Source organism: Arthrobacter sp. QXT-31 (assembly GCF_001969265.1).
GTDB lineage: Bacteria > Actinomycetota > Actinomycetes > Actinomycetales > Micrococcaceae > Arthrobacter.
Window position 1 is genome coordinate 1,759,077 of sequence record NZ_CP019304.1, and the last position, 18,350, is coordinate 1,777,426.

Below are 18,350 nucleotides of genomic sequence, written 5' to 3' on the forward strand. Positions count from 1 at the left end.
GTGTTACGAAGCGCCGAGCATTGGTCCGAAGCTGGCACGGTCGGCGAGGCGCGGGTCTTCCCGGTCCGGAACCACCATCACCGGGCTCTTGGCATGATGCAGGACGCCGTCCGACGTCGAACCCAGGAGCATGCCGGTGAAGCCGCCGCGGCCACGGGTTCCCACCACTATCAGCTCAACGTGCCGGCTGGCCTCCACCAGGACATCCACGGGCGAACCGTCCAGCAGCCGGGTCTCGATGGCCAGGCGCGGGAAGTGGCTCTGCAGCCAAGCCACCCCGGCCTTCAGCTGGACCTGGATATCGGCGAACAGCGCTTCCCGGTCCAGCGGGGCGGGAACCCACGCAAGCGATCCGCTGTATTGCGGTACAGCGCAGATCACCCGCAGCGGCGCTCCCAGGCGTTCGGCCTGCTCGGCGGCTTCCAGGACGGCGACGCGCGCCTGCTCGGACCCGTCCACGCCCACCACTACTGTCTTTTCCACAACGCCGTGGCCGGCCTTGGCCTGTTCCGCCCGGATATGTTTGTCCTGCGTCGTCTCGCCCAGCCGGTCAGAGCAGATCAGCGGAACCGTCACCGTGGGGCACTTGGCATGGGCCGGAAGCGCGCTGCTGACGGAGCCGAGGAGCCGCCCTACGAATCCTCCCCGCCCGCGCGTCCCGAAGACCAGCAGTTCGGCGGTTTCAGAGAAGTCGAGCAACACGCCTGAGGCGTCTCCGTTCTCGACCGAGGCGCTGACGTCGATGTTGTAGCCGGAGACCTTGTCCACGGCATGCTGCAGTATGGCCTCGGCCCCCTCGCGGATCACGGAGTCGTCCACGGTGGCGTAGCCGCCGTCGAGCCCGGATGCGGCGAAGATGGGCACTGAATAGGCGGTGACTATGTGGAGGGGGCGACGGCGGCGTTCGGCTTCCCGGGCAGCCCATACGAGTGCGCACTGGCCGTGGTCCGAACCATCAACGCCGACGACGATTCCTTCGGGTCTCGCGTGCCGGGCACCGCCATCCCGTGCCGGGTCGGGATGCAATTCGTGTGCGTCCATTCGGTCCGCCTCCTCGCGATACTGCCTGATGATGCGGCTAGTCTGCCAGAAGCGGCCTCGCTAACCGTAACCGGCAGGCCGTCCGGATCCCGGTTTCGCACCGCCTGCCTTAATGCCAATAATTCTCGGTTGGCGACTTCTTAGCAAGCGGGCCCGGCATGGCTCCGCCGGGCCTCCCGAAAGACCTTTTTCCGGTGCTTCCGCGCGCATGTTCCGCGGGACTTTCGATGGGCGGATGACGCCGTGCAAAGCCCTGCAAACCAAAGTTTCCGGAGGGGTATCCAGCGACCAAAAAATTCTGTAGTGTCGAGGCACCATCCATCCGGATTGTCCCTCGGGGGCCGTCCGGAGATGTCGTGTGTCTGCTTGCTGGGGCAGTGGACGGTGCATGGGCAATGATGCCCTGCGCTTCGAAATTCTCGAGGAGGAAGTTGTAGTGTCAAGCATGCCTGGTCTCAGCGGCGCAGAACGGACCACCACTGTGGTCATCGGTACCGGACTTCCCGGTTTGGCCATTGCCACCGAACTCCGGCGACGGGGTGTTGATTCAATCATCGTCGACCGGCTTGAATCCCCCGGAATCGGCCAATCGTTCCAGAAACCAGCGCCGCAGCGGCGTGACGACACCGAGGCAGCGTCGATCCAGGAGCGGAACGAAATCCTCCGGCACCTTCGCAACTACGCCTCGAGCCACCACCTGGACATCCGCAGCGACACCTCGGCCGTAATGCTGGACAAGATGGGGCCAGATGCGGAGGCCTCACTCCACCGCTGGGCCGTTCATACCCCGGACGGCGTGCTGCTGGCCGACCACATTGTGCTTACCCGCTGTGCCCACAGCCAGCTGCGTCGCATGCTGACGGACCTCGGCATCTCCATCGGCACCAACCTGGTCGCCACCATGCGCGCCATCGGCATTTACCTGGTCGGCGTGGGTGAGCTCATCACGCCCACGCCGAAGGAAGTGCTGCGGCAGGCCAAGGTGGTGGGCCGCGCCATCTCGGCGAAGGTCTACCCGGATAGCGTGCCGTCAGTATTGACCGGAAGCTTCCCGGCGCTGCCCGCCGCGGCCATCTGAGGCGCTGAAAGCCCGACGGCGGCCGGGTCCGGGTGCGGCGGGGCCTACGCCCCGCGCCCTCCCGGGCCGTGCGCGCCGTCGTTGTCGCCGGCGCTGAGCTTCCGGCGGGCCAGGACGCCCAGGATGACGAGCAGGCCGAGGGCCACGGCGGCGAATATGACGATGCTCCAGGGGAAAGGCTCCGCGGAATCCGGGGCTGTCTCGGTGGCCTGGGTCTGCCCCGGCTGGGGTGTGCCGGCAGTCGCGACCGGCGCCGTTGTCGCGGCTGGCGCCGTCGTCGCGCCTGCGGCAGCGGCCGTGGCGGTGAAGGCAAACGTGCCCTCGATCGGATGGGAGTCCGAGCTCACCACACGCCACACCACCGTGTATTTCCCGGCAGGTGCACCCTCCCGCAACTTCTGCGAAGCGACGTTGTCCACGATCTCCACCTTGCCGTCAGCCCAGTCGGTTCCGGCGGCATCGGTCACCTTGACCTGGGAGCCGAGGCCCAGCGGGATGTTGTTGAACGTGATCGAGACCTTGTCAGGAGCCGTTGCCACGGTGGCGCCGTCAGCCGGGCTGCTGGATTCGGCGGCATCGTGCGCCGAAGCGGGCACCGCCGTCAGGAGCCCCGCCGTCAGGAGCAGGGAAACGGACGCGAGCGCGCCAAGGAGGGCGGACAGCAACTGGCGGGTGAAACGCATGGGCAGACTTCTCCTAGTGTTGACTTCCTTACAGACTAGGCGAATTTGCTGGGTCGGCACCTGGCAACCTACTAGGATTCAACTAACCCCCACACTCTCACCGGAGGACTAATGCTTAAGCAGGGCTCTGCACTGGACCGGTATTTCAAGATCACAGAAAGGGGGTCCAACCTCTCCCGCGAGATCCGCGGAGGTTTTGCCACCTTCTTCGCCATGAGCTACATCGTGGTGCTGAACCCCCTCATCCTGTCCGTCGCGGACTCCTCCGGCACCACACTCGGTTTCCAGGCGGTGGCTGCCGTCACCGCCTTTGCCGCCGGCATCCTGACCATCCTCATGGGCGCCTGGGCCAAGCACCCGTTCGCCATGGCCACGGGCCTCGGCGTCAACGCCTTCGTGGCCGTGACGGTGGCCACCAACCCCGGCCTGACCTGGCCGGACATGATGGGACTCGTGGTCATCTCCGGCATCACCATGATGATCCTGGTCCTGACCGGTTTCCGGACCGCCGTGTTCCGGGCCGTTCCGGACGGGCTTAAGACCGCGATCGTGGTGGGCATCGGGCTGTTCATCGCCCTCATCGGCCTGGTCAACGCCGGTTTCGTCCGGCGCGTTCCGGACGCGGCCGGCACCACCGTTCCGGTGGGGCTCGGCTTTGACGGCAAGCTCCTGGGATGGCCGACGCTGGTGTTCGTATTCGGCCTGATCCTGACCATCGCCCTGCTGGTGCGCAACGTCAAGGGCGCCATCCTGATCGGTATCGTCGCCTCCACCATCCTGGCGGTCATCCTCGAGTTCACGCTGCACATCGGCCCCAGCTTCGACGGCAAGAACTTCAACCCGCAGGGCTGGTCCCTGGTGGCCCCCCAGTTCACCGAATGGGCGGCCCCCGACCTGTCCCTGATCGGCAAGGCCAACCCGATTGGCGCCTTCGACAACCTCGGCGTGGTGGCCGCCGCCCTGCTCGCCTTCGTAATCCTGCTCAGCATCTTCTTCGACGCAATGGGCACCATGGTGGGCCTGGCCAACGAGGCCGGAACCGTGGACAAGGACGGCAACATCCCCAACGTTGACCGCGTGCTGCAGGTGGACGCGCTTGGCGCCATCGTCGGCGGCGGCGCCTCAGTCTCCTCCAACCAGATCTACGTCGAATCCGGCGCAGGCATCGGTGAGGGCGCGCGGACCGGCCTCGCCTCGATCGTCACCGGCCTGCTGTTCCTCGTGGCCATGTTCTTCACCCCGCTGATCAACCTCGTGCCGTTCGAGGCCGTGGCCCCCGCCCTGGTGGTGGTCGGCTTCATGATGGTGGCCCAGGTCGGCAAGATCCATTGGCAGGACTGGGGCATCGCGCTGCCCGCCTTCCTCACCTTCACGCTGATGCCGTTCACCTACTCAATCGCCAACGGCCTGGGCGCCGGCTTCATCTCCTACGTCCTCATCCGCACCTTCCAGGGCCGGGCCCGCGAAGTGCACCCGCTGATGTGGGCCGTCGCGGCGGCGTTCGTCCTGTTCTTCGGCATCGGACCGATCGAGCAGGCACTCGGCATGGAATAGTTCCTCCCCTTTCGCCCAGATGGCACCTGGCGGCGGTGTTTCTTCCAGACACTGCCGGCAGGTGCCATCTCGCGTTAAGGGGCGTTTCCGGCATTCCAGACATCACGACGGTGGCGCTGCTGGCTTTCGCTGTGTCCGTGCGGTGAGCTTGAAGCATGGACTTTCCCGCGCTCTCAGTTGACGTTCAACCCCGCCCCTGGACAGGCCGCTACGACGGCGACGGCGAAGCCCACCTCCGGTGGTGGCAGGCCGTCACCCCTCATTCACAGACCCGGCAGGACGGCAGCCCCTTGCGTGCGGATCCGCCCGTCAGGGTGACGCCGTCGGCTGACGCTGACGCTGGCATTGGCGCTGCTGCCCGCCCCGCCGCGATCCTCGGCTTCTGCAGCGACGAGGGCGTGCGCCGGAACAAGGGCAGGACCGGGGCCGCGGCCGCCCCGGCGGCCATCCGCAGTGCGCTCGGCCCCCTCGCCTACCACTCCGGGCGCCCGGTCGCTGATGCGGGCGACGTGGTGGTCCGCGGCGGCGAACTGGAGGCCGGCCAGGCCCGTGCGGGCCTCGCCGTTGCGGCGCTGCTCGACGGCGGCCGCCTCACCATGGTGCTCGGCGGCGGCCACGAAACCGCGTACGCAAGCTACCTTGGCGTGGCAGGGTCCCGGGCGGTCCGTGACGGCCAGAGGCTCGGCGTGCTCAACCTTGATGCCCACTTCGACCTCCGGGATGAGGCGGCCCCAAGTTCGGGCACGCCGTTCCTCCAGATGGCCCGCGCGGAAGCGGCCGCAGGGCGCGAACTGAACTACGCCGTCGTCGGCATTTCCGAACCCAACAACACCCGTGCGCTGTTCAGCACCGCCGACAAGCTGGGGGTGAAGTACCTGCTGGACGAGGAGTGCACCGCCGGCGCGGCCGAGGCGTTTGTGGCGGATTTCCTCAGCGGGATCGACGTCCTCTACCTGACCATCGACCTGGATGTGCTTCCGGCTGCGGTGGCCCCGGGGGTCAGCGCCCCGGCCGCGTACGGCGTTCCGCTCCCGGTGATCAGCGCCGTGTGCCGCCAGGTGGTGGCCAGCGGCAAGCTGCTGCACGCGGACGTGGCAGAGCTGAACCCGGCCTTCGACATCGACAACCGGACCGCCCGGGTGGCCGCGCGGCTGGTCAGCATCCTGCTCGGCTAGGGACAGCCGGCCAGCGCCTAATCCATGGGGCGCCTAATCCCTGGGCCACGCCTAATCCCTAGGCACGCACCTAATCCCTGGGTTTGGGCTTAGGTGTCGGCTTGGCGGGCGCCTTGGGCTTCGCCGCGGGCTTGCTGACGATCGACGCCGGCGGCTTCGGGAAGGCCTCTGCGGGGTACAGCCGTGCCACCTGGAGCATGTAGTTCGCCCACTGCGGCCCCGCGATCATGTAGCCGTCCACTCGGTCGTAGCGCTTGCCGTTGATGGTGATGTTCCGGCCCGGCCGCTGCTGGCCCTCGAGGGCGTCCCCGAAGAACGAGGCCGTGGCCAGGCCTGTGGTGTAGCCCAGCACCCAGGTGGCACCGTTGCTGTTGTTGGTGCCCGTCTTGGCTGCCGCCGGCACGGTTCTCTGCACCTTGGGGTTGATGTAGATGCCGGAGCCCTTGGTGAGCATGTCCTGAAGGGCCTTGTTCACGCCGCGTACCACGTTCTTGTTCACGGTGTTGCTGCACTGCTGGGCTTCGGCAGGAAGCTTCTTGCCGGCCATGTCCGTCACCCCGGCGAGCACCATCGGCGCACAGTACCGGCCGTCGGCGGCGAAGGTGGCGAAGGCGTTGGCCATCGTCAGGGGGGCCACTCCGGTGCCGCCGAGGAGGTTGCCCAGCTGGTGCATGTTGACGGGCGTCCCGTCCAGCCCGCTGCGGAGTCCGACGGCGTTGACCATGTTCTGGATTCCGCAGAAGTCCAGCTGGGCGGCTTCGGCGAAGGTGGCTGTGTTGATGGAGTTGTAGAGCCCGTAGTCAGCCGGCATCTTGCGGTAGTAACCCGCCGAGGCGTTTTGGAGGTCGTCGGCCGTTTCAAGCCCTGCCCGGCGCTGCTTAGTGCTGTAGCCGCCAGCCACCTTCCCGCACGAGGACCGCCAGCGGAAACCCAGCGGGTACTCGCGCTTCGAGGCGTCCACCACCGTGGTCATGGTCTTGCCCTGGTGCAGCCACTCGGCGAAGGTGAAGGGCTTCATGGTGGATCCCGGCTGGAAGCCGCCGGCACCATTGAGGTCGTTTCCGTTCGCGTCCTTGGCATCCACGTTGAAGTTCAGCTGGGTGTCGAACTTCCCCGGCTGTGGCAGGTACACGGTGTTCTGCGCCATCGCCAGGACCTTGCCTGTGCCCGGCTGAACCGTGACCAGCGAAGCACCCCACTTGTCCGGGTTGGCGCCGGCGGTGGCGTTCACCTGCGCCTGTGCCTTGGCCTGCAGCCGGCTGTCCAGCGTGGTGGTGATGGTCAGTCCGCCGCGGAAAAGCCGCTGTTCGCGTGCCTCGGTGTCCGCGCCGTAGGCCGGGTTGTTCAGGAAGAGCCGGGTCACGTAGTCGCAGAAGTACGGGGCCATGGTGGCCGCGGCGCATCCCTGCCGTGAGGGCTTGACCTTCACCCCGACGCCGGAGGCCGCGGCGGCCGCATGCTGCTTCTTGGTGATCATCTTCTGCTTGAGCATTTCACCCAGGACCTGGTTGCGGCGCACAAGGGAGTTCTTGGGATTGGCCACGGGATCATAGAAGCTGGGGCTGTTCACCAGTCCCGCGAGCAGTGCCGACTGGGGCAGGTTCAGCTTGCTGGCGGGGACGCTGAAGAAGTACTGGGCCGCTGCCTCGATGCCGTAGGCGCTGCGGTTGAAGAAGACGATGTTCAGGTAGCCCTCGAGGATCTGGTCCTTGGTGAACTTCTTCTCCAGGGCCATCGCAAGCCGCATCTCGCGCAGCTTGTCCCCCATGGTCTTCTGCCCGCTGAGCACCACCTGGTCCTCACGGCCCTCGGAGATCAGGGACTCGTTCACAATGTTGGTGACGTACTGCTGGGTCAGCGTGGAGGCGCCCTGCCGCTCGCCGCGGGTCAGGTTGCTGGTGAGCGCACGCAGCACGCCCTGCGTGTCCACTCCGCTGTGCTCATAGAAACGGCTGTCCTCGATGGCGACGACGGCCTTCCGGACGAACGGGGACATCTGCTTCAGGGGCACGCGGACCCGGTTCTCAGCGTAGAACGTGGCGAGGAGCTTGCCGTCGGCCGTCAGCATGCGGGTGGTCTGCGACGGGGCAGGCACCGCGAGCTCGGTGGGCAGGCTGTTGAAGTAGGAAATCGACCTGCTGACCGAGGTGCCGGCCAGGGCAGCTCCGGGCACCAGGAAGCCGGCCACGAGGACCCCGCACAGGCAGCTGACAATCACGAACCCCAGCAGCTTCGCCAGGGCAAGGGCCGTACGGGATATCAGTCTTCTGCCTGCCATGATCCAAGCTCACCACACGACGGGACGGAAAGCAGAATATTTGCAGGCTCCGGCTGCGGTCCGCAGGTAGTCCATCAGACAGGGGTGTGCGGGGCTTTTCCCTCGTCGCCGAATTTCTCGGCCGCCTTGCGCTCCCGGAGCCGGTCCAGGCGATTCATAACGGGCGCAGTGGTGGCCCCGTGCAGCACCACGGACATAGCCACAACCAGCCCGATGATGCCCCACAGGTACTCCGCCTGGTCGCCGAAGCCGCCATGGGCGAGCGCGTAGGCAAGGTAGTACAGCGACCCGATGCCCCGGATGCCAAAGAAGGAAATGGCGATCCGTTCCCGGGGACCGGTCTTGCCGCGGGCCAGCGCCAGCCAGCCGGACAGCGGACGGACCAGGACCAGGAAAACCAGCGCCACGCCCACCTCGGCCCAGCCGACCTCGGCCAGCAGGCCACGCACTATCGCTCCGCCCAGGAGGACCAGGATGACCACCGTCAGGAGCCGTTCGAGCTGTTCCACGTAGGAGTGCAGGATGCGGTGATAGCCGTGGGTCCGTTCTGCCGCCCTGATGGTGACCGCGCAGACGAACACAGCGATGAAGCCGTAGCCCTCGAGCATTTCCGTGACGCCGTAGGCCAGGAAAGTGGCGGCCAGCGCAACGAAGCCTTCGGAGTGGTTGGACAGCCTGATGCTGTCGTGCCGGGCGGAGAAGAAAAGCCGGGCCAGCGCCTTGCCCGTGCCGTAGCCCAGGAGTACGCCCATTCCGATGCGCCACAGGACGTCCACGCCGAACCACTCCGGAAACCAGGCTGACGGCGCCGTTCCCACGAGGCTCATGGCAATGGCCAGGTACACAAAGGGAAAGGCGAGGCCGTCATTCAGTCCCGCCTCCGAGGTCAGGGCAAACCTGACCTCGTCCTCCTTGTCGGTGTCCTCCTCCTCGTCGGCCGGCTCACCGACCTGAACCTCGGAGGCGAGGACCGGATCGGTGGGGGCCAGGGCGGCGGCCACGAGGAGCGCGGCGGCGAGTCCGAGTCCCAGCAGCCAGAGCCCCAAAAGCGTCAGGCCGAGGATGCACAGGGGCATGGCGATGCCGAGCATCCGCCACGTGGTGGCCCAGTTCCGCCGGCCGACCGCGCGGTCCAGCGCCAGCCCGGCACCCATCAGGGAGACGATCACGCAGATTTCAGTGAGATGCAGCGTCAGGTCCGGGTGGGAAAGGGGGCTGGGGTTGGGAAGATCCCGGAGCAGGCCGAAAGCGGCGGCCCCGGCACCGAGGAAGACCATCGGCATCGAAACGGGGAGGTTCCGCAGCGCCTTGGGCAGGATGGCGGCGACGAAAACGGCCACGCCCGCCGCGGCGAACATGATGCTGGCAGCTTCGAACACGGTCACCTCCTGCGCCGTCGGTCTCACAGACTTGACCCACATTAGCGCGCGGAGCAGGAAAGAGGGCGCCCTTTCTGCTGCCAGGACACAAGGGCGCGCTGCAGCGGAAGGCAGAATGGTTGATACGACAACTATCGTCAACTTTCCTGTCAAACGACAGTCATCTGACCTTTCCGAGCGTCGGCGGTAGAATGGGTTACTGCCCCCCGGCAAGAATCAAAGAAAGTCAGTACATGAGCACAGCAACCATGGAGCGCCCAACCGCTCCGGCGAACGTGATTCGCTCCGCGGATGTCCGGTCCATCGACCTGGCCTTTACCAGTGCCGACCAGGTCCACGATGGCCTGGAAAGCGCGGTGGAGACGCTGATCGCCACGGCCGCCCAGGAAGGCACCTGTGGCATTAAGGTCACGCGCCTTGAGCCAGGCCGCTACACGGTGGCCCTCGACGAGTCTGTTCCCTTCGGTGAAACACACGAGGACATCGCGGCCTAACACGCGAAAAAGCCCCCGATCCTGGAATCAGCCGGCCGTAAGGCCGAATGATCCAAGGTCGGGGGCTTTTTATGTTCGCGTACCACCGCGCGGCTTAGCCAGCGGATTACATCCGGCGCACCTGCACGCCGTCGGACTTCATGAAGAGCTGCGACTCATGTGCCCCGGCGGAGACGAGCCACAACACGTTTCCGCTCCGCGAGACCTCCTCCACCTCGCCTGCAGCAATAACGTGCGCATGCTTGATGATCTCGACCCGCTCGCCCACCTGCAGCGCTCCCCAGTCGGAAACCGTTGCTGCGTGTGCGATACGTTTGGACAGGACTGCCCCGCGTGCTTTCATTTGAACTTCTACCCCTTTGTGGATGTTCTTTTTACGCCACAGCATCTTTGATGTGACTTTCACTACACCATTAGTTCTACTACACTCGCAGATTCTCTGCCCGGCGCATTGCGCAGTATTTCGGCACCGCCGGCAAATGTTTGCCGGCGGTGCACATTGTTCACCGTCAGGCGAGATTTCCGACGGCGAATTCGGCTGCCGTCCGCACGGCACCGGAAGCAACCAGCAGGTCGGCCGCCTCCAGCTCGGGTGAAAGGAACCTGTCCGTGCCGGGACCGCCGACGACGGACCGCAGCGCTTCGAGGACCGCAGCCCCTGCGGGCCCGGGCGTCAGCTCTCCCCCGGACAGCTGGGTGCGCAGGTCGATCGCCCGTGCCGAGGTCACCAGCTCGATGGCGAGCACGCGGCGCAGGTTCTCCACGGCCTTCCGGAGCTTGCGGGCCGCGTGCCAACCCATGGACACGTGGTCCTCCTGCATGGCAGAGCTTGGGATGGAGTCGACCGATGCGGGGACAGCCAGCCTCTTGTTGTCCGAGACCAGCCCGGCCTGCGTGTACTGGGCGATCATGAGGCCCGAGTCGACGCCCGGATCGGCGGCCAGAAACGCCGGCAGGCCGTGGGAGCGTGCCGGATCCAGCATGCGGTCCGTCCGCCGTTCGGCGATGGAGCTGAGGTCGGCGACGGCGATGGCCAGGTAGTCGAGGACATAGGCCACCGGGGCACCGTGGAAATTGCCGTTGGAGCTGACCCGGCCGTCCGGCAGGACCACCGGGTTGTCGATGGCGGCCGCAAGTTCACGGGATGCTACGAGTTCGGCGTGGTCGACGGTGTCCCGGACGGCGCCTGCAACCTGGGGGGCGCAACGCAGCGAGTATGCGTCCTGGACCCGGGAGTCGCCCACGCGGTGTGAGGCGACGATGGCTGAGTCGGACAGCACGCGGAGCATGTTGTCGGCACTGGCCGCCTGGCCCGGGTGCGGCCGCAGGGCGGCGTGCAGTTCGGGCAGGAACACCTGGTCCGTGCCGAGCAGCGCCTCGACGCTGAGCGCAGCGGTGATGTCCGCCGTCGTCAGCAGCTGCCGCAGGTCGGCGATGGCCATGAGGAGCATGCCCAGCATGCCCTCGGTGCCGTTGACCAGTGCCAGCCCTTCCTTTTCAGCCAGGGTGACCGGCTCGATGCCGTGCGCGGCAAGCAGTTCGGCAACTGTCCTCTGACCGGCGCCGCCGTAGAGTTCGCCGTCGGGGCCGGTTGCTTCACCCTCGCCCATGAGGACCAGGGCACAGTGCGACAGCGGTGCGAGGTCGCCGGAGCAGCCCAGCGAGCCGAATTCCCGGACCACCGGGGTGATGCCGGCGTTGAGCACGTCCACCATGGTCTGCAGCACTACGGGCCGGACACCGGTGCGGCCGGATGCCAGCGTCTTGGCGCGGAGGAACATGATGCCGCGGACAACTTCGCGTTCCACCGCGGGGCCCATGCCGGCGGCGTGGCTGCGGATCAGCGACTTCTGCAGCTGGGTGCGCAGCTCACCGGGAATGTGGCGGTTGGCCAGTGCACCGAAGCCCGTGGAGATGCCGTATGCCGGCACGTCGCTGTGGGCCAGTTCGTCGATGTGCGCGCGGACTTTGGCAACGGTGCCCAGGGCTTCCTGGGAGATGGTCACCTTGGCGTCATGGCGTGCGACGGCGACGACGTCCTCGGCCGTGACACCGCTGGCCCCGAGGGTGACGGTGAGCGGTTCGTGGGTTGGGGCCACGCGAACAGGGTTCCCTGGCCGAGCGTACGAGGTTAGGGAGTTCGTGGGGATAGTCATTGTGATCTTCCTAAATCTGAGGGTTTGAGCCGGGTCCCCTCATCGATTGCTCCGTTATGGCCCTTTTCCGGGCTCAAAACGGCGGCTACGGAGCAATCGATGGGGGTGGGCTTGTTTAGCGCGACTCGTTCATGGGGATGCGGACGCCGCGTTCCTTCGCGACCTCGACGGCGCGGTCGTAGCCGGCGTCGACGTGGCGGATGACGCCCATGCCGGGGTCGTTGGTGAGGAGCCGCTCGAGCTTCTCGGCGGCGAGGTCGGTGCCGTCGGCGACGGAGACCTGTCCGGCGTGGATCGAGCGGCCGATGCCCACTCCCCCGCCGTGGTGGATCGAGACCCAGGTGGCGCCGGAGGAGGTGTTGATCAGGGCGTTGAGCAGTGGCCAGTCGGCGATGGCATCGGAGCCGTCGGCCATGGCCTCGGTCTCTCGGTACGGCGAGGCGACGGAGCCGGAGTCCAGGTGGTCGCGGCCGATCACGATGGGGGCCTTGACCTTGCCTTCCTTCACGAGCTGGTTGAAGAGCAGGCCGGCTTTGGCGCGTTCGCCGTAGCCCAGCCAGCAGATGCGGGCCGGCAGGCCTTCGTATTCCACGCGCTCCTGGGCGGCATCGATCCACTTGTGCAGGTGCTTGTTCTCCGGGAACAGCTCCTTGATGGCTTCGTCGGTGACGCGGATGTCCTCAGGGTCGCCGGACAGTGCGACCCAGCGGAACGGGCCGAGGCCCTCGCAGAAGAGGGGGCGGATGTAGGCCGGGACGAAGCCGGGGAACTCGAATGCACGGCTGTAGCCGCCCTTGCGTGCTTCGTCGCGGATGGAGTTTCCGTAGTCGAAGACTTCGGCGCCGGCGTCCTGGAACTCGACCATGGCCTGGACGTGCTTGGCCATGGAGGCCTGGGCCTTCTTGGTGAAGCCTTCGGGGTCGGCCTCTGCCTCGCGGTGCCATTCGTCCACCGAGATGCCCTCGGGCAGGTAGGACAGGGGGTCGTGGGCGGAGGTCTGGTCGGTGACGACGTCGATGGTCAGCTCGCCGGCCTTGTGGCGGCGGAGCAGCTCGGGGAAGACCTCGGCCGCGTTGCCCACGTAGCCGACGGACCAGCCGCGGCGCTCTTCCTTGGCTTTCAGGACCTTGGCGATGGCGGCGTCCAGGTCGGTCTCGACCTCGTCGAGGTAGCGCTTGCCGGCGCGGCGGCGCAGGCGGGTCTCGTCGACGTCGACGATCAGGCAAGCGCCGTCGTTCAGGGTAACGGCGAGCGGCTGGGCGCCGCCCATGCCGCCGCAGCCGCCGGTCAGCGTCAGGGTGCCAGCCAACGGGCCCTCGGTGGAGCCTTCAACGGCAGGAGCCGGGTGGCGTCCGTCTTCGGTGAGTTTGCGTCCGACAGCGGCGAAGGTCTCGTACGTGCCCTGCAGAATGCCCTGGGTACCGATGTAGATCCAGGAACCGGCCGTCATCTGGCCGTACATCATCAGGCCCTCGGCCTCGAGCCGGCGGAACTCGGGCCAGTTGGCCCAGTCCCCGACGAGGTTGGAGTTGGCCAGCAGCACACGCGGGGCCCATTCGTTGGTGCGGAAGACACCCACCGGCTTGCCGGACTGGACCAGCAGGGTCTCGTCCTTCTCCATGGTTTCCAGGGTGCGGGTGATTGCGTCGAACGCTGCCCAGGAGCGCACGGCCCGGCCGGTTCCGCCGTAGACCACCAGGTCATCGGGGCGTTCGGCGACCTCGGGGTCGAGGTTGTTCATGAGCATGCGCAGGGGCGCCTCGGTCTGCCAGGACTTGGCGGTGAGCTCGGTGCCGCGGGCTGCTTTGACCGGGCGGGCACCGGTGGTGAAATCGGCGGGTGCCATGGTGGCTCCTTCGTGTTGCGGGAATCTGGTGGTTCGCTGTGGTGTGTTGCGGATTCTTCGTTGAGCGGGAAGTGCTTCTGTATCAACTAAAGCCCCTCGGGACGGGGCCAGACAGGGGTTTCAAGGGGGTGCTGTCCGGTATCCCAGACTCATACGGCTTACCTCGGATGCCGATGGCGAAGCCTATTTCGCCGGACGCCCATGGATGCGCACGGAGAGCTCATCGGCGACCTTCTGGACCCTGGTGGCGAGCACCGGCCACTGGTCCTCCGGCAGCTTGTCCTCCAGAAACGTGACGGCTACTGCCGCCGTCGGCCATCCCAGGTGATCCGTGACGGCGGCGGCGATGGAACCAAACCCCGGCGTCACCTCCCCGTGTTCCGTGGCGTAGCCGCGCTGCCGCACCTGGTCCAGGTGCGAGGACAGTGCGGAGTACTTCATGATGGCGCCCTCCACCTCATGCCGGGCGGTGAAGGCGGCGGCGTTCGGATACAGGGCACGGACCTGGGATTTGGGCAGCGCGGCAAGGATGGCACGGCCGCTGGCCGTGAGGTGGCTGGGCAGCCGGACGCCGACGTCGGTCACCAGGGATGGCCGGTTCTTGGCCCGCTCCTCCACGATGTACAGCACGTCCCGTCCGTGCAGGACGGCCAGATGGGCACTTTCGCCAAGGACGTCAACGAGTGATGCCAGCATTGGCCGCCCCAGCCGGGACAGTGGCTCCTGCCGCGAGTAGGCGGAGCTGAGTTCGAAGGCGCTGATGCCGAGGCCATAGCGCTGCTCCTCATGCAGGTGCAGGACAAAGCCGTTCGCCTCCATCACGCCCAGGAGGTGATAGACGCTTGAGCGCGGCAGCCCGAGTGCCGCGGCGATGTTCGACGCCGCCATCGGGCCCCGTTTGGAAGCCAACAGTTTGAGGATCCGCAGCGTGTTTTCGGCGGCCGGAACCTTCGCTTTGACCGCTGATTCCGGCCGTTTTGCCGCCGCTGCTGTCAGCGTGCCCGCCATGTGCCCTCCAGGCCTTGTTGGTGACTGTCTTTGCGGATCTCACCGGAAAGGTGTCCGGTATCCCGTACTTAAGCTTGCGCCACTTTCTGCCTCACTCACCCGCCGCTGCACAGAGGCCTGTCTGGGATACCGGACATTCCTCCGCTGATGATCCCGCTTACTCCCGTGCAGCGGTAGCGTTTGCGCATGGGATTTCCGCTCGAGGGCAAAATAGCTCTGGTCGCAGGGGCCACACGAGGGGCAGGACGGGGAACCGCCGTGGCCCTGGGCGAGGCCGGTGCGCTGGTGTACTGCACTGGACGCACTACCAAAAGCCAGGCCTCGGACTATCGCCGGCCGGAGACCATCGAAGAAACCGCAGCCATGGTGACTGCGGCCGGCGGGACCGGGGTCGCAGTGGCCGTTGACCATCTCAGCGCCGCGGAGGTGGAAGCGCTGGTCCGCCGCATCGATGACGAGCATGGCCGGCTGGACATCCTCGTGAACGACATTTGGGGCGGCGAGAACCTTGTCGAGTGGAACAAACCCCTGTGGGAACACGACCTCGAGGGTGGCTTGCGGATGCTGCATGGCGCCGTCGACACGCACCTGGTCACCAGCCACTTCGCACTGCCGCTCCTTACCCGGAGGCCGGGAGGACTGGTCGTGGAAATGACCGATGGAACGCGGGAGTACAACGCCGCGCACTACCGGCTCTCCGTGTTTTACGACCTCGCCAAGTCCGCCGTCCTGCGGCTCGCCTTTAGCCAGGCCGAGGAGCTGAAGCCGTTCGGCTGCACGGCTGTGGCACTGACGCCGGGCTGGATGCGTTCGGAAATGATGCTCGAACACTACGGCGTGACCGAAACGAATTGGCAGGAGGCTTCCGCCACGAATCCGCACTTCGCAGCCATCTCGGAAAGCCCCCGCTTTGTGGGGCGTGCGGTCGCCGCCCTCGCCGCCGACCCCGAAGTACACCGCCGAACCGGCGGTTCCTTCTCCTCCGGCGGGATTGCACAGGAGTACGGCTTCACCGACGTCGACGGCTCGCGGCCCGACTGCTGGCGCTATCTGGAGGAGATCCAGGAAGCCGGGCTGCCGGCGGACGCCACGGGCTACCGCTGAGGGGGGTGGGGTCCAGCCGGGCGGACCTTCCCAACCCGACAGTCTGAAATCAAAGACACCAACAGCCCGTGAGTCTCATCACAGCCTCCTCGGGCATGGTCTGCTGGATAGCGATCCCCCTCCCCAATGACGAGAAGGTATTGGCATGCAACAAGCCCAACCCACAGACGAAATGGTGCCCGAAAGCGGAACCAGCCCCGCCGCCGGAACGGCGCGCGCCGCCGTCGCCACCGCCGTAGGAACCGCGGTCGAGAACGTCCTGAACCGCGGGCTCAACGTCCGCCACATCCGCTTCATGGCGCTGGGCTCCGCCATCGGCACCGGGCTGTTCTACGGCTCGGCCTCGGCCATCCAGAAGGCGGGACCCGCGGTGCTGTTCGCTTACATGATCGGCGGCGCCGCCGTCTTCATGGTGATGCGCGCCCTGGGGGAAATGGCTGTTCGGCACCCGGTCTCGGGCTCCTTCGGGCAGTACGCGAGCCGCTACCTTGGGCCCCTGGCAGGCTTCGTCACGGGCTGGACCTACGTCTTCGAAATGGCAATCGTGGCCATCGCCGACGTCACCGCGTTCAGCATCTATATGGGCTTCTGGTTCCCGGAGGTGGAACGGTGGGTCTGGATCCTGGCCATCATCTTCCTCCTCGCGGCGTTGAACCTCCTGAGCGTGAAGGTGTTCGGCGAACTCGAATTCTGGTTCACGCTGGTCAAGGTCGCGGCCATTATCGCCATGATCGCCGGCGGCGCAGCCATCCTTGCGTTCGGCTTCCAGAACGGCGACGCCTCAGCCGCCCCGGGCCTAGGCAACCTGGTGGAACACGGCGGCCTGTTCCCGAACGGCTTCGAGGGGCTCCTGGCCTCGTTCGCTGTCGTCATGTTCGCTTTCGGTGGGATCGAAACCATCGGCATCACGGCCGGCGAGGCCGCCGACCCCAAGAAAGTGATCCCGAAGGCCGTCAACACGGTGCCGGTCCGGGTCCTGCTCTTCTACGTGCTCACCCTCGGGGTGCTCATGAGCCTCTTCCCGTGGAATGAGGTGGGCAGCAACGGGAGCCCGTTCGTCCAGATCTTCAGCGGCCTCGGCATCCCGGCCGCGCCGCACATCCTCAATGCCGTGGTGATCACCGCCGCACTTTCCGCCATCAACAGCGACATCTTCGGGGCCGGCCGGATCCTCTTCGGCCTGGCCCAGCAGGGGCACGCACCGCAAAGCTTCGGACGCGTCTCACGGCATGGCGTGCCGTGGATGACCGTGGTGATGATGGCCGGAATCCTGCTCGTGGGAGTGGTCCTGAACGCGGTCATCCCGGAAAATGTCTTCCTGCTCATCGCCTCGATCGCAACCTTCGCGACTGTCTGGGTATGGGTCATGATTCTTTCCTCCCACGTGGCGATGAAACGGGAGATCTCCCGCAACGGCCTGCCGGCGTCGGACTTTCCCTCCCCGCTGTGGCCTGCCGCTTCCATCCTCGCCATCGCCTTCATGGGGCTCGTGATCGGAGTGCTGGGCTTCTTCGAGGACACCCGCGTGGCACTCTACGTGGGGGCTGCGTGGCTGGGACTGCTGGTCGTCGCCTACCGGCTCTGGGTCAAAGGGAACGGACGACGGCGGGCCCACCTTGAGGATGAGACCTCACCGCTGCCGGTGGTCGCCAGCGGCCAAAACTGAGTAGCATTTTCGTGAAAAATGCCGCAGAGGGCTGAAATCGGCAAAAACAAGTAGTAAAAAGGGAACAAGACAGGTACTTAATGTTTGTTACAAGAGTGACCCATGTGATAAATGAGGTAGATGTTACGCATGTGACGCATGTGATTCCCTCCTACAGTGGACTACACGGTGCCAGCCGGCTGGGGACCTGACCCCGGATGATGAACCGGACCCGCGCCGCCAGTGATTCGACGATTGGTCACACTGTGAAGGAGTGGTCCTCATGTTGGAAATCCAAGCCGGGGCGCCGGCACAAACTGCTCACTCCGGGAAGTCGCCCGGCATCCTGGCCCAGACTCTGAAATGGGCACGCACGGCCGCCGTCCCCTACAGGATTGGCGACGTCCTGGTGGGTGACGACCCGTTCAACGGCAGGCGCGAAGGCACCGTCGTGGTCAAGAACGGGCGGTCGATCGGAATCCGTTCCTCCGGCCGGGTGTACTTCTACGATTACCGGCAACTGAGGCGGCCGGACTAGGCGGGGCATCCCGCCAGTCCAGCCAAGCACCAAGGAGCCGATCCCATGTCCATCGCCAACCTGCCCACCGCGTACCTCACCATCGCCGAGGTTGCCGAAGCCCTGCGGCTGTCCAAAATGACCGTCTACCGGATGGTCCGCGCCGGAACGCTGGCGGCGGACCGGTTCGGCAAGTCCTACCGCGTACCGGAATCAGCTGTGGAGGAGTACATCCGGGTCTCAGGCAACCCGCTTACGGAAAACCCGCCGGGCCCACGCAGCTGATGCGCCGCGCGTCCTGAACGCCGCGGAGCGGATTCTGAATACAGGAGCGAATTCTGAATACAGCGTCTCGGGTTCGCCAACGGTGGCCCGCCGCCAGCCACGGCGCT

16 protein-coding genes are annotated in these 18,350 nt (G+C 66.2%); 8 read left to right on the plus strand and 8 right to left on the minus strand.

Features of this window, described 5'->3' with window-relative positions:
* Positions 1 to 3: 3 nt before the first annotated feature.
* Positions 4 to 1,041 (minus strand): universal stress protein, encoded by a 1,038-nt coding sequence (locus BWQ92_RS07945; RefSeq protein WP_076799034.1) that lies wholly within the window; start codon positions 1,039 to 1,041, stop codon positions 4 to 6.
* Positions 1,042 to 1,486: 445 nt separating this feature from the next.
* Here BWQ92_RS07945 and BWQ92_RS07950 point away from each other — a divergent pair, with 445 nt between their 5' ends.
* Complete coding sequence (locus BWQ92_RS07950; protein ID WP_076803588.1) at positions 1,487 to 2,119, plus strand: FAD-dependent monooxygenase; 633 nt, start codon at positions 1,487 to 1,489, stop codon at positions 2,117 to 2,119.
* Between the two features lie 44 nt (positions 2,120 to 2,163).
* Here BWQ92_RS07950 and BWQ92_RS07955 read toward each other — a convergent pair whose 3' ends face one another.
* On the minus strand, positions 2,164 to 2,802 hold the full coding sequence (locus tag BWQ92_RS07955) for a copper resistance CopC family protein (protein WP_076799035.1): 639 nt from the start codon (positions 2,800 to 2,802) through the stop codon (positions 2,164 to 2,166).
* 111 nt (positions 2,803 to 2,913) lie between these two features.
* On the opposite strand from BWQ92_RS07955, the gene BWQ92_RS07960 reads away from it, so the two are divergent.
* Positions 2,914 to 4,356 (plus strand): NCS2 family permease, encoded by a 1,443-nt coding sequence (locus BWQ92_RS07960; protein ID WP_076799036.1) that lies wholly within the window; start codon positions 2,914 to 2,916, stop codon positions 4,354 to 4,356.
* 155 nt (positions 4,357 to 4,511) lie between these two features.
* The gene (hutG, locus tag BWQ92_RS07965; protein WP_076799037.1) at positions 4,512 to 5,531 is read left to right on the plus strand and encodes a formimidoylglutamase; all 1,020 of its coding nucleotides are present in this window, start codon (positions 4,512 to 4,514) and stop codon (positions 5,529 to 5,531) included.
* A gap of 70 nt (positions 5,532 to 5,601) precedes the next feature.
* Here the strand turns inward: hutG and BWQ92_RS07970 are convergent, their stop codons facing one another.
* Together BWQ92_RS07970 and BWQ92_RS07975 are read right to left on the minus strand one after the other, a co-directional pair.
* Positions 5,602 to 7,809, minus strand: a complete 2,208-nt coding sequence (locus BWQ92_RS07970; protein WP_076799038.1) for a transglycosylase domain-containing protein — start codon at positions 7,807 to 7,809, stop codon at positions 5,602 to 5,604.
* Between the two features lie 74 nt (positions 7,810 to 7,883).
* Complete coding sequence (locus tag BWQ92_RS07975; protein WP_076799039.1) at positions 7,884 to 9,188, minus strand: cation:proton antiporter; 1,305 nt, start codon at positions 9,186 to 9,188, stop codon at positions 7,884 to 7,886.
* Between the two features lie 233 nt (positions 9,189 to 9,421).
* Here BWQ92_RS07975 and BWQ92_RS07980 point away from each other — a divergent pair, with 233 nt between their 5' ends.
* Entirely contained in the window at positions 9,422 to 9,682 is a 261-nt protein-coding gene (locus tag BWQ92_RS07980) for a hypothetical protein (protein WP_172411585.1), read from the plus strand.
* 106 nt (positions 9,683 to 9,788) lie between these two features.
* Here BWQ92_RS07980 and BWQ92_RS07985 read toward each other — a convergent pair whose 3' ends face one another.
* From BWQ92_RS07985 to BWQ92_RS08000, 4 genes are all read right to left on the minus strand, one after another.
* On the minus strand, positions 9,789 to 10,025 hold the full coding sequence (locus tag BWQ92_RS07985; RefSeq protein WP_076799040.1) for a hypothetical protein: 237 nt from the start codon (positions 10,023 to 10,025) through the stop codon (positions 9,789 to 9,791).
* Positions 10,026 to 10,191: 166 nt separating this feature from the next.
* A complete protein-coding gene (hutH, locus tag BWQ92_RS07990) occupies positions 10,192 to 11,838 on the minus strand; it encodes a histidine ammonia-lyase (protein ID WP_442856751.1) in 1,647 nt (548 codons plus the stop codon).
* 115 nt (positions 11,839 to 11,953) lie between these two features.
* Positions 11,954 to 13,684 carry a urocanate hydratase gene (locus BWQ92_RS07995; protein WP_076799042.1) on the minus strand — a complete coding sequence of 577 codons (1,731 nt, stop codon included), beginning with the start codon at positions 13,682 to 13,684 and terminating at the stop codon, positions 11,954 to 11,956.
* A gap of 183 nt (positions 13,685 to 13,867) precedes the next feature.
* The gene (locus tag BWQ92_RS08000) at positions 13,868 to 14,692 is read right to left on the minus strand and encodes an IclR family transcriptional regulator (RefSeq protein ID WP_076799043.1); all 825 of its coding nucleotides are present in this window, start codon (positions 14,690 to 14,692) and stop codon (positions 13,868 to 13,870) included.
* A gap of 186 nt (positions 14,693 to 14,878) precedes the next feature.
* Here BWQ92_RS08000 and BWQ92_RS08005 point away from each other — a divergent pair, with 186 nt between their 5' ends.
* The 4 genes from BWQ92_RS08005 to BWQ92_RS08020 all read left to right on the plus strand — a co-directional run bounded on the left by BWQ92_RS08005 (position 14,879) and on the right by BWQ92_RS08020 (position 18,243).
* The gene (locus tag BWQ92_RS08005) at positions 14,879 to 15,796 is read left to right on the plus strand and encodes an SDR family oxidoreductase (RefSeq protein ID WP_076799044.1); all 918 of its coding nucleotides are present in this window, start codon (positions 14,879 to 14,881) and stop codon (positions 15,794 to 15,796) included.
* 145 nt (positions 15,797 to 15,941) lie between these two features.
* Complete coding sequence (locus tag BWQ92_RS08010) at positions 15,942 to 17,462, plus strand: amino acid permease (RefSeq protein WP_236783148.1); 1,521 nt, start codon at positions 15,942 to 15,944, stop codon at positions 17,460 to 17,462.
* A gap of 262 nt (positions 17,463 to 17,724) precedes the next feature.
* Positions 17,725 to 17,979: a hypothetical protein gene (locus BWQ92_RS08015; protein ID WP_076799045.1), complete on the plus strand. Its 255-nt coding sequence runs from the start codon at positions 17,725 to 17,727 to the stop codon at positions 17,977 to 17,979.
* 45 nt (positions 17,980 to 18,024) lie between these two features.
* Positions 18,025 to 18,243, plus strand: a complete 219-nt coding sequence (locus tag BWQ92_RS08020; RefSeq protein ID WP_076799046.1) for a helix-turn-helix domain-containing protein — start codon at positions 18,025 to 18,027, stop codon at positions 18,241 to 18,243.
* Positions 18,244 to 18,350: the final 107 nt, after the last annotated feature.

What these genes read in the sequence shown, in the direction of transcription:
- BWQ92_RS07945 (WP_076799034.1), bottom strand. Translation starts at nt 1,041, where the DNA reads ATGGACGCACACGAATTGCATCCCGACCCGGCACGGGATGGCGGTGCC.
- BWQ92_RS07950 (WP_076803588.1), top strand. Translation starts at nt 1,487, where the DNA reads ATGCCTGGTCTCAGCGGCGCAGAACGGACCACCACTGTGGTCATCGGT.
- BWQ92_RS07955 (WP_076799035.1), bottom strand. Translation starts at nt 2,802, where the DNA reads ATGCGTTTCACCCGCCAGTTGCTGTCCGCCCTCCTTGGCGCGCTCGCG.
- BWQ92_RS07960 (WP_076799036.1), top strand. Translation starts at nt 2,914, where the DNA reads ATGCTTAAGCAGGGCTCTGCACTGGACCGGTATTTCAAGATCACAGAA.
- hutG (WP_076799037.1), top strand. Translation starts at nt 4,512, where the DNA reads ATGGACTTTCCCGCGCTCTCAGTTGACGTTCAACCCCGCCCCTGGACA.
- BWQ92_RS07970 (WP_076799038.1), bottom strand. Translation starts at nt 7,809, where the DNA reads ATGGCAGGCAGAAGACTGATATCCCGTACGGCCCTTGCCCTGGCGAAG.
- BWQ92_RS07980 (WP_172411585.1), top strand. Translation starts at nt 9,422, where the DNA reads ATGAGCACAGCAACCATGGAGCGCCCAACCGCTCCGGCGAACGTGATT.
- BWQ92_RS07985 (WP_076799040.1), bottom strand. Translation starts at nt 10,025, where the DNA reads ATGAAAGCACGCGGGGCAGTCCTGTCCAAACGTATCGCACACGCAGCA.
- hutH (WP_442856751.1), bottom strand. Translation starts at nt 11,838, where the DNA reads ATGACTATCCCCACGAACTCCCTAACCTCGTACGCTCGGCCAGGGAAC.
- BWQ92_RS07995 (WP_076799042.1), bottom strand. Translation starts at nt 13,684, where the DNA reads ATGGCACCCGCCGATTTCACCACCGGTGCCCGCCCGGTCAAAGCAGCC.
- BWQ92_RS08000 (WP_076799043.1), bottom strand. Translation starts at nt 14,692, where the DNA reads ATGGCGGGCACGCTGACAGCAGCGGCGGCAAAACGGCCGGAATCAGCG.
- BWQ92_RS08005 (WP_076799044.1), top strand. Translation starts at nt 14,879, where the DNA reads ATGGGATTTCCGCTCGAGGGCAAAATAGCTCTGGTCGCAGGGGCCACA.
- BWQ92_RS08010 (WP_236783148.1), top strand. Translation starts at nt 15,942, where the DNA reads ATGCAACAAGCCCAACCCACAGACGAAATGGTGCCCGAAAGCGGAACC.
- BWQ92_RS08015 (WP_076799045.1), top strand. Translation starts at nt 17,725, where the DNA reads ATGTTGGAAATCCAAGCCGGGGCGCCGGCACAAACTGCTCACTCCGGG.
- BWQ92_RS08020 (WP_076799046.1), top strand. Translation starts at nt 18,025, where the DNA reads ATGTCCATCGCCAACCTGCCCACCGCGTACCTCACCATCGCCGAGGTT.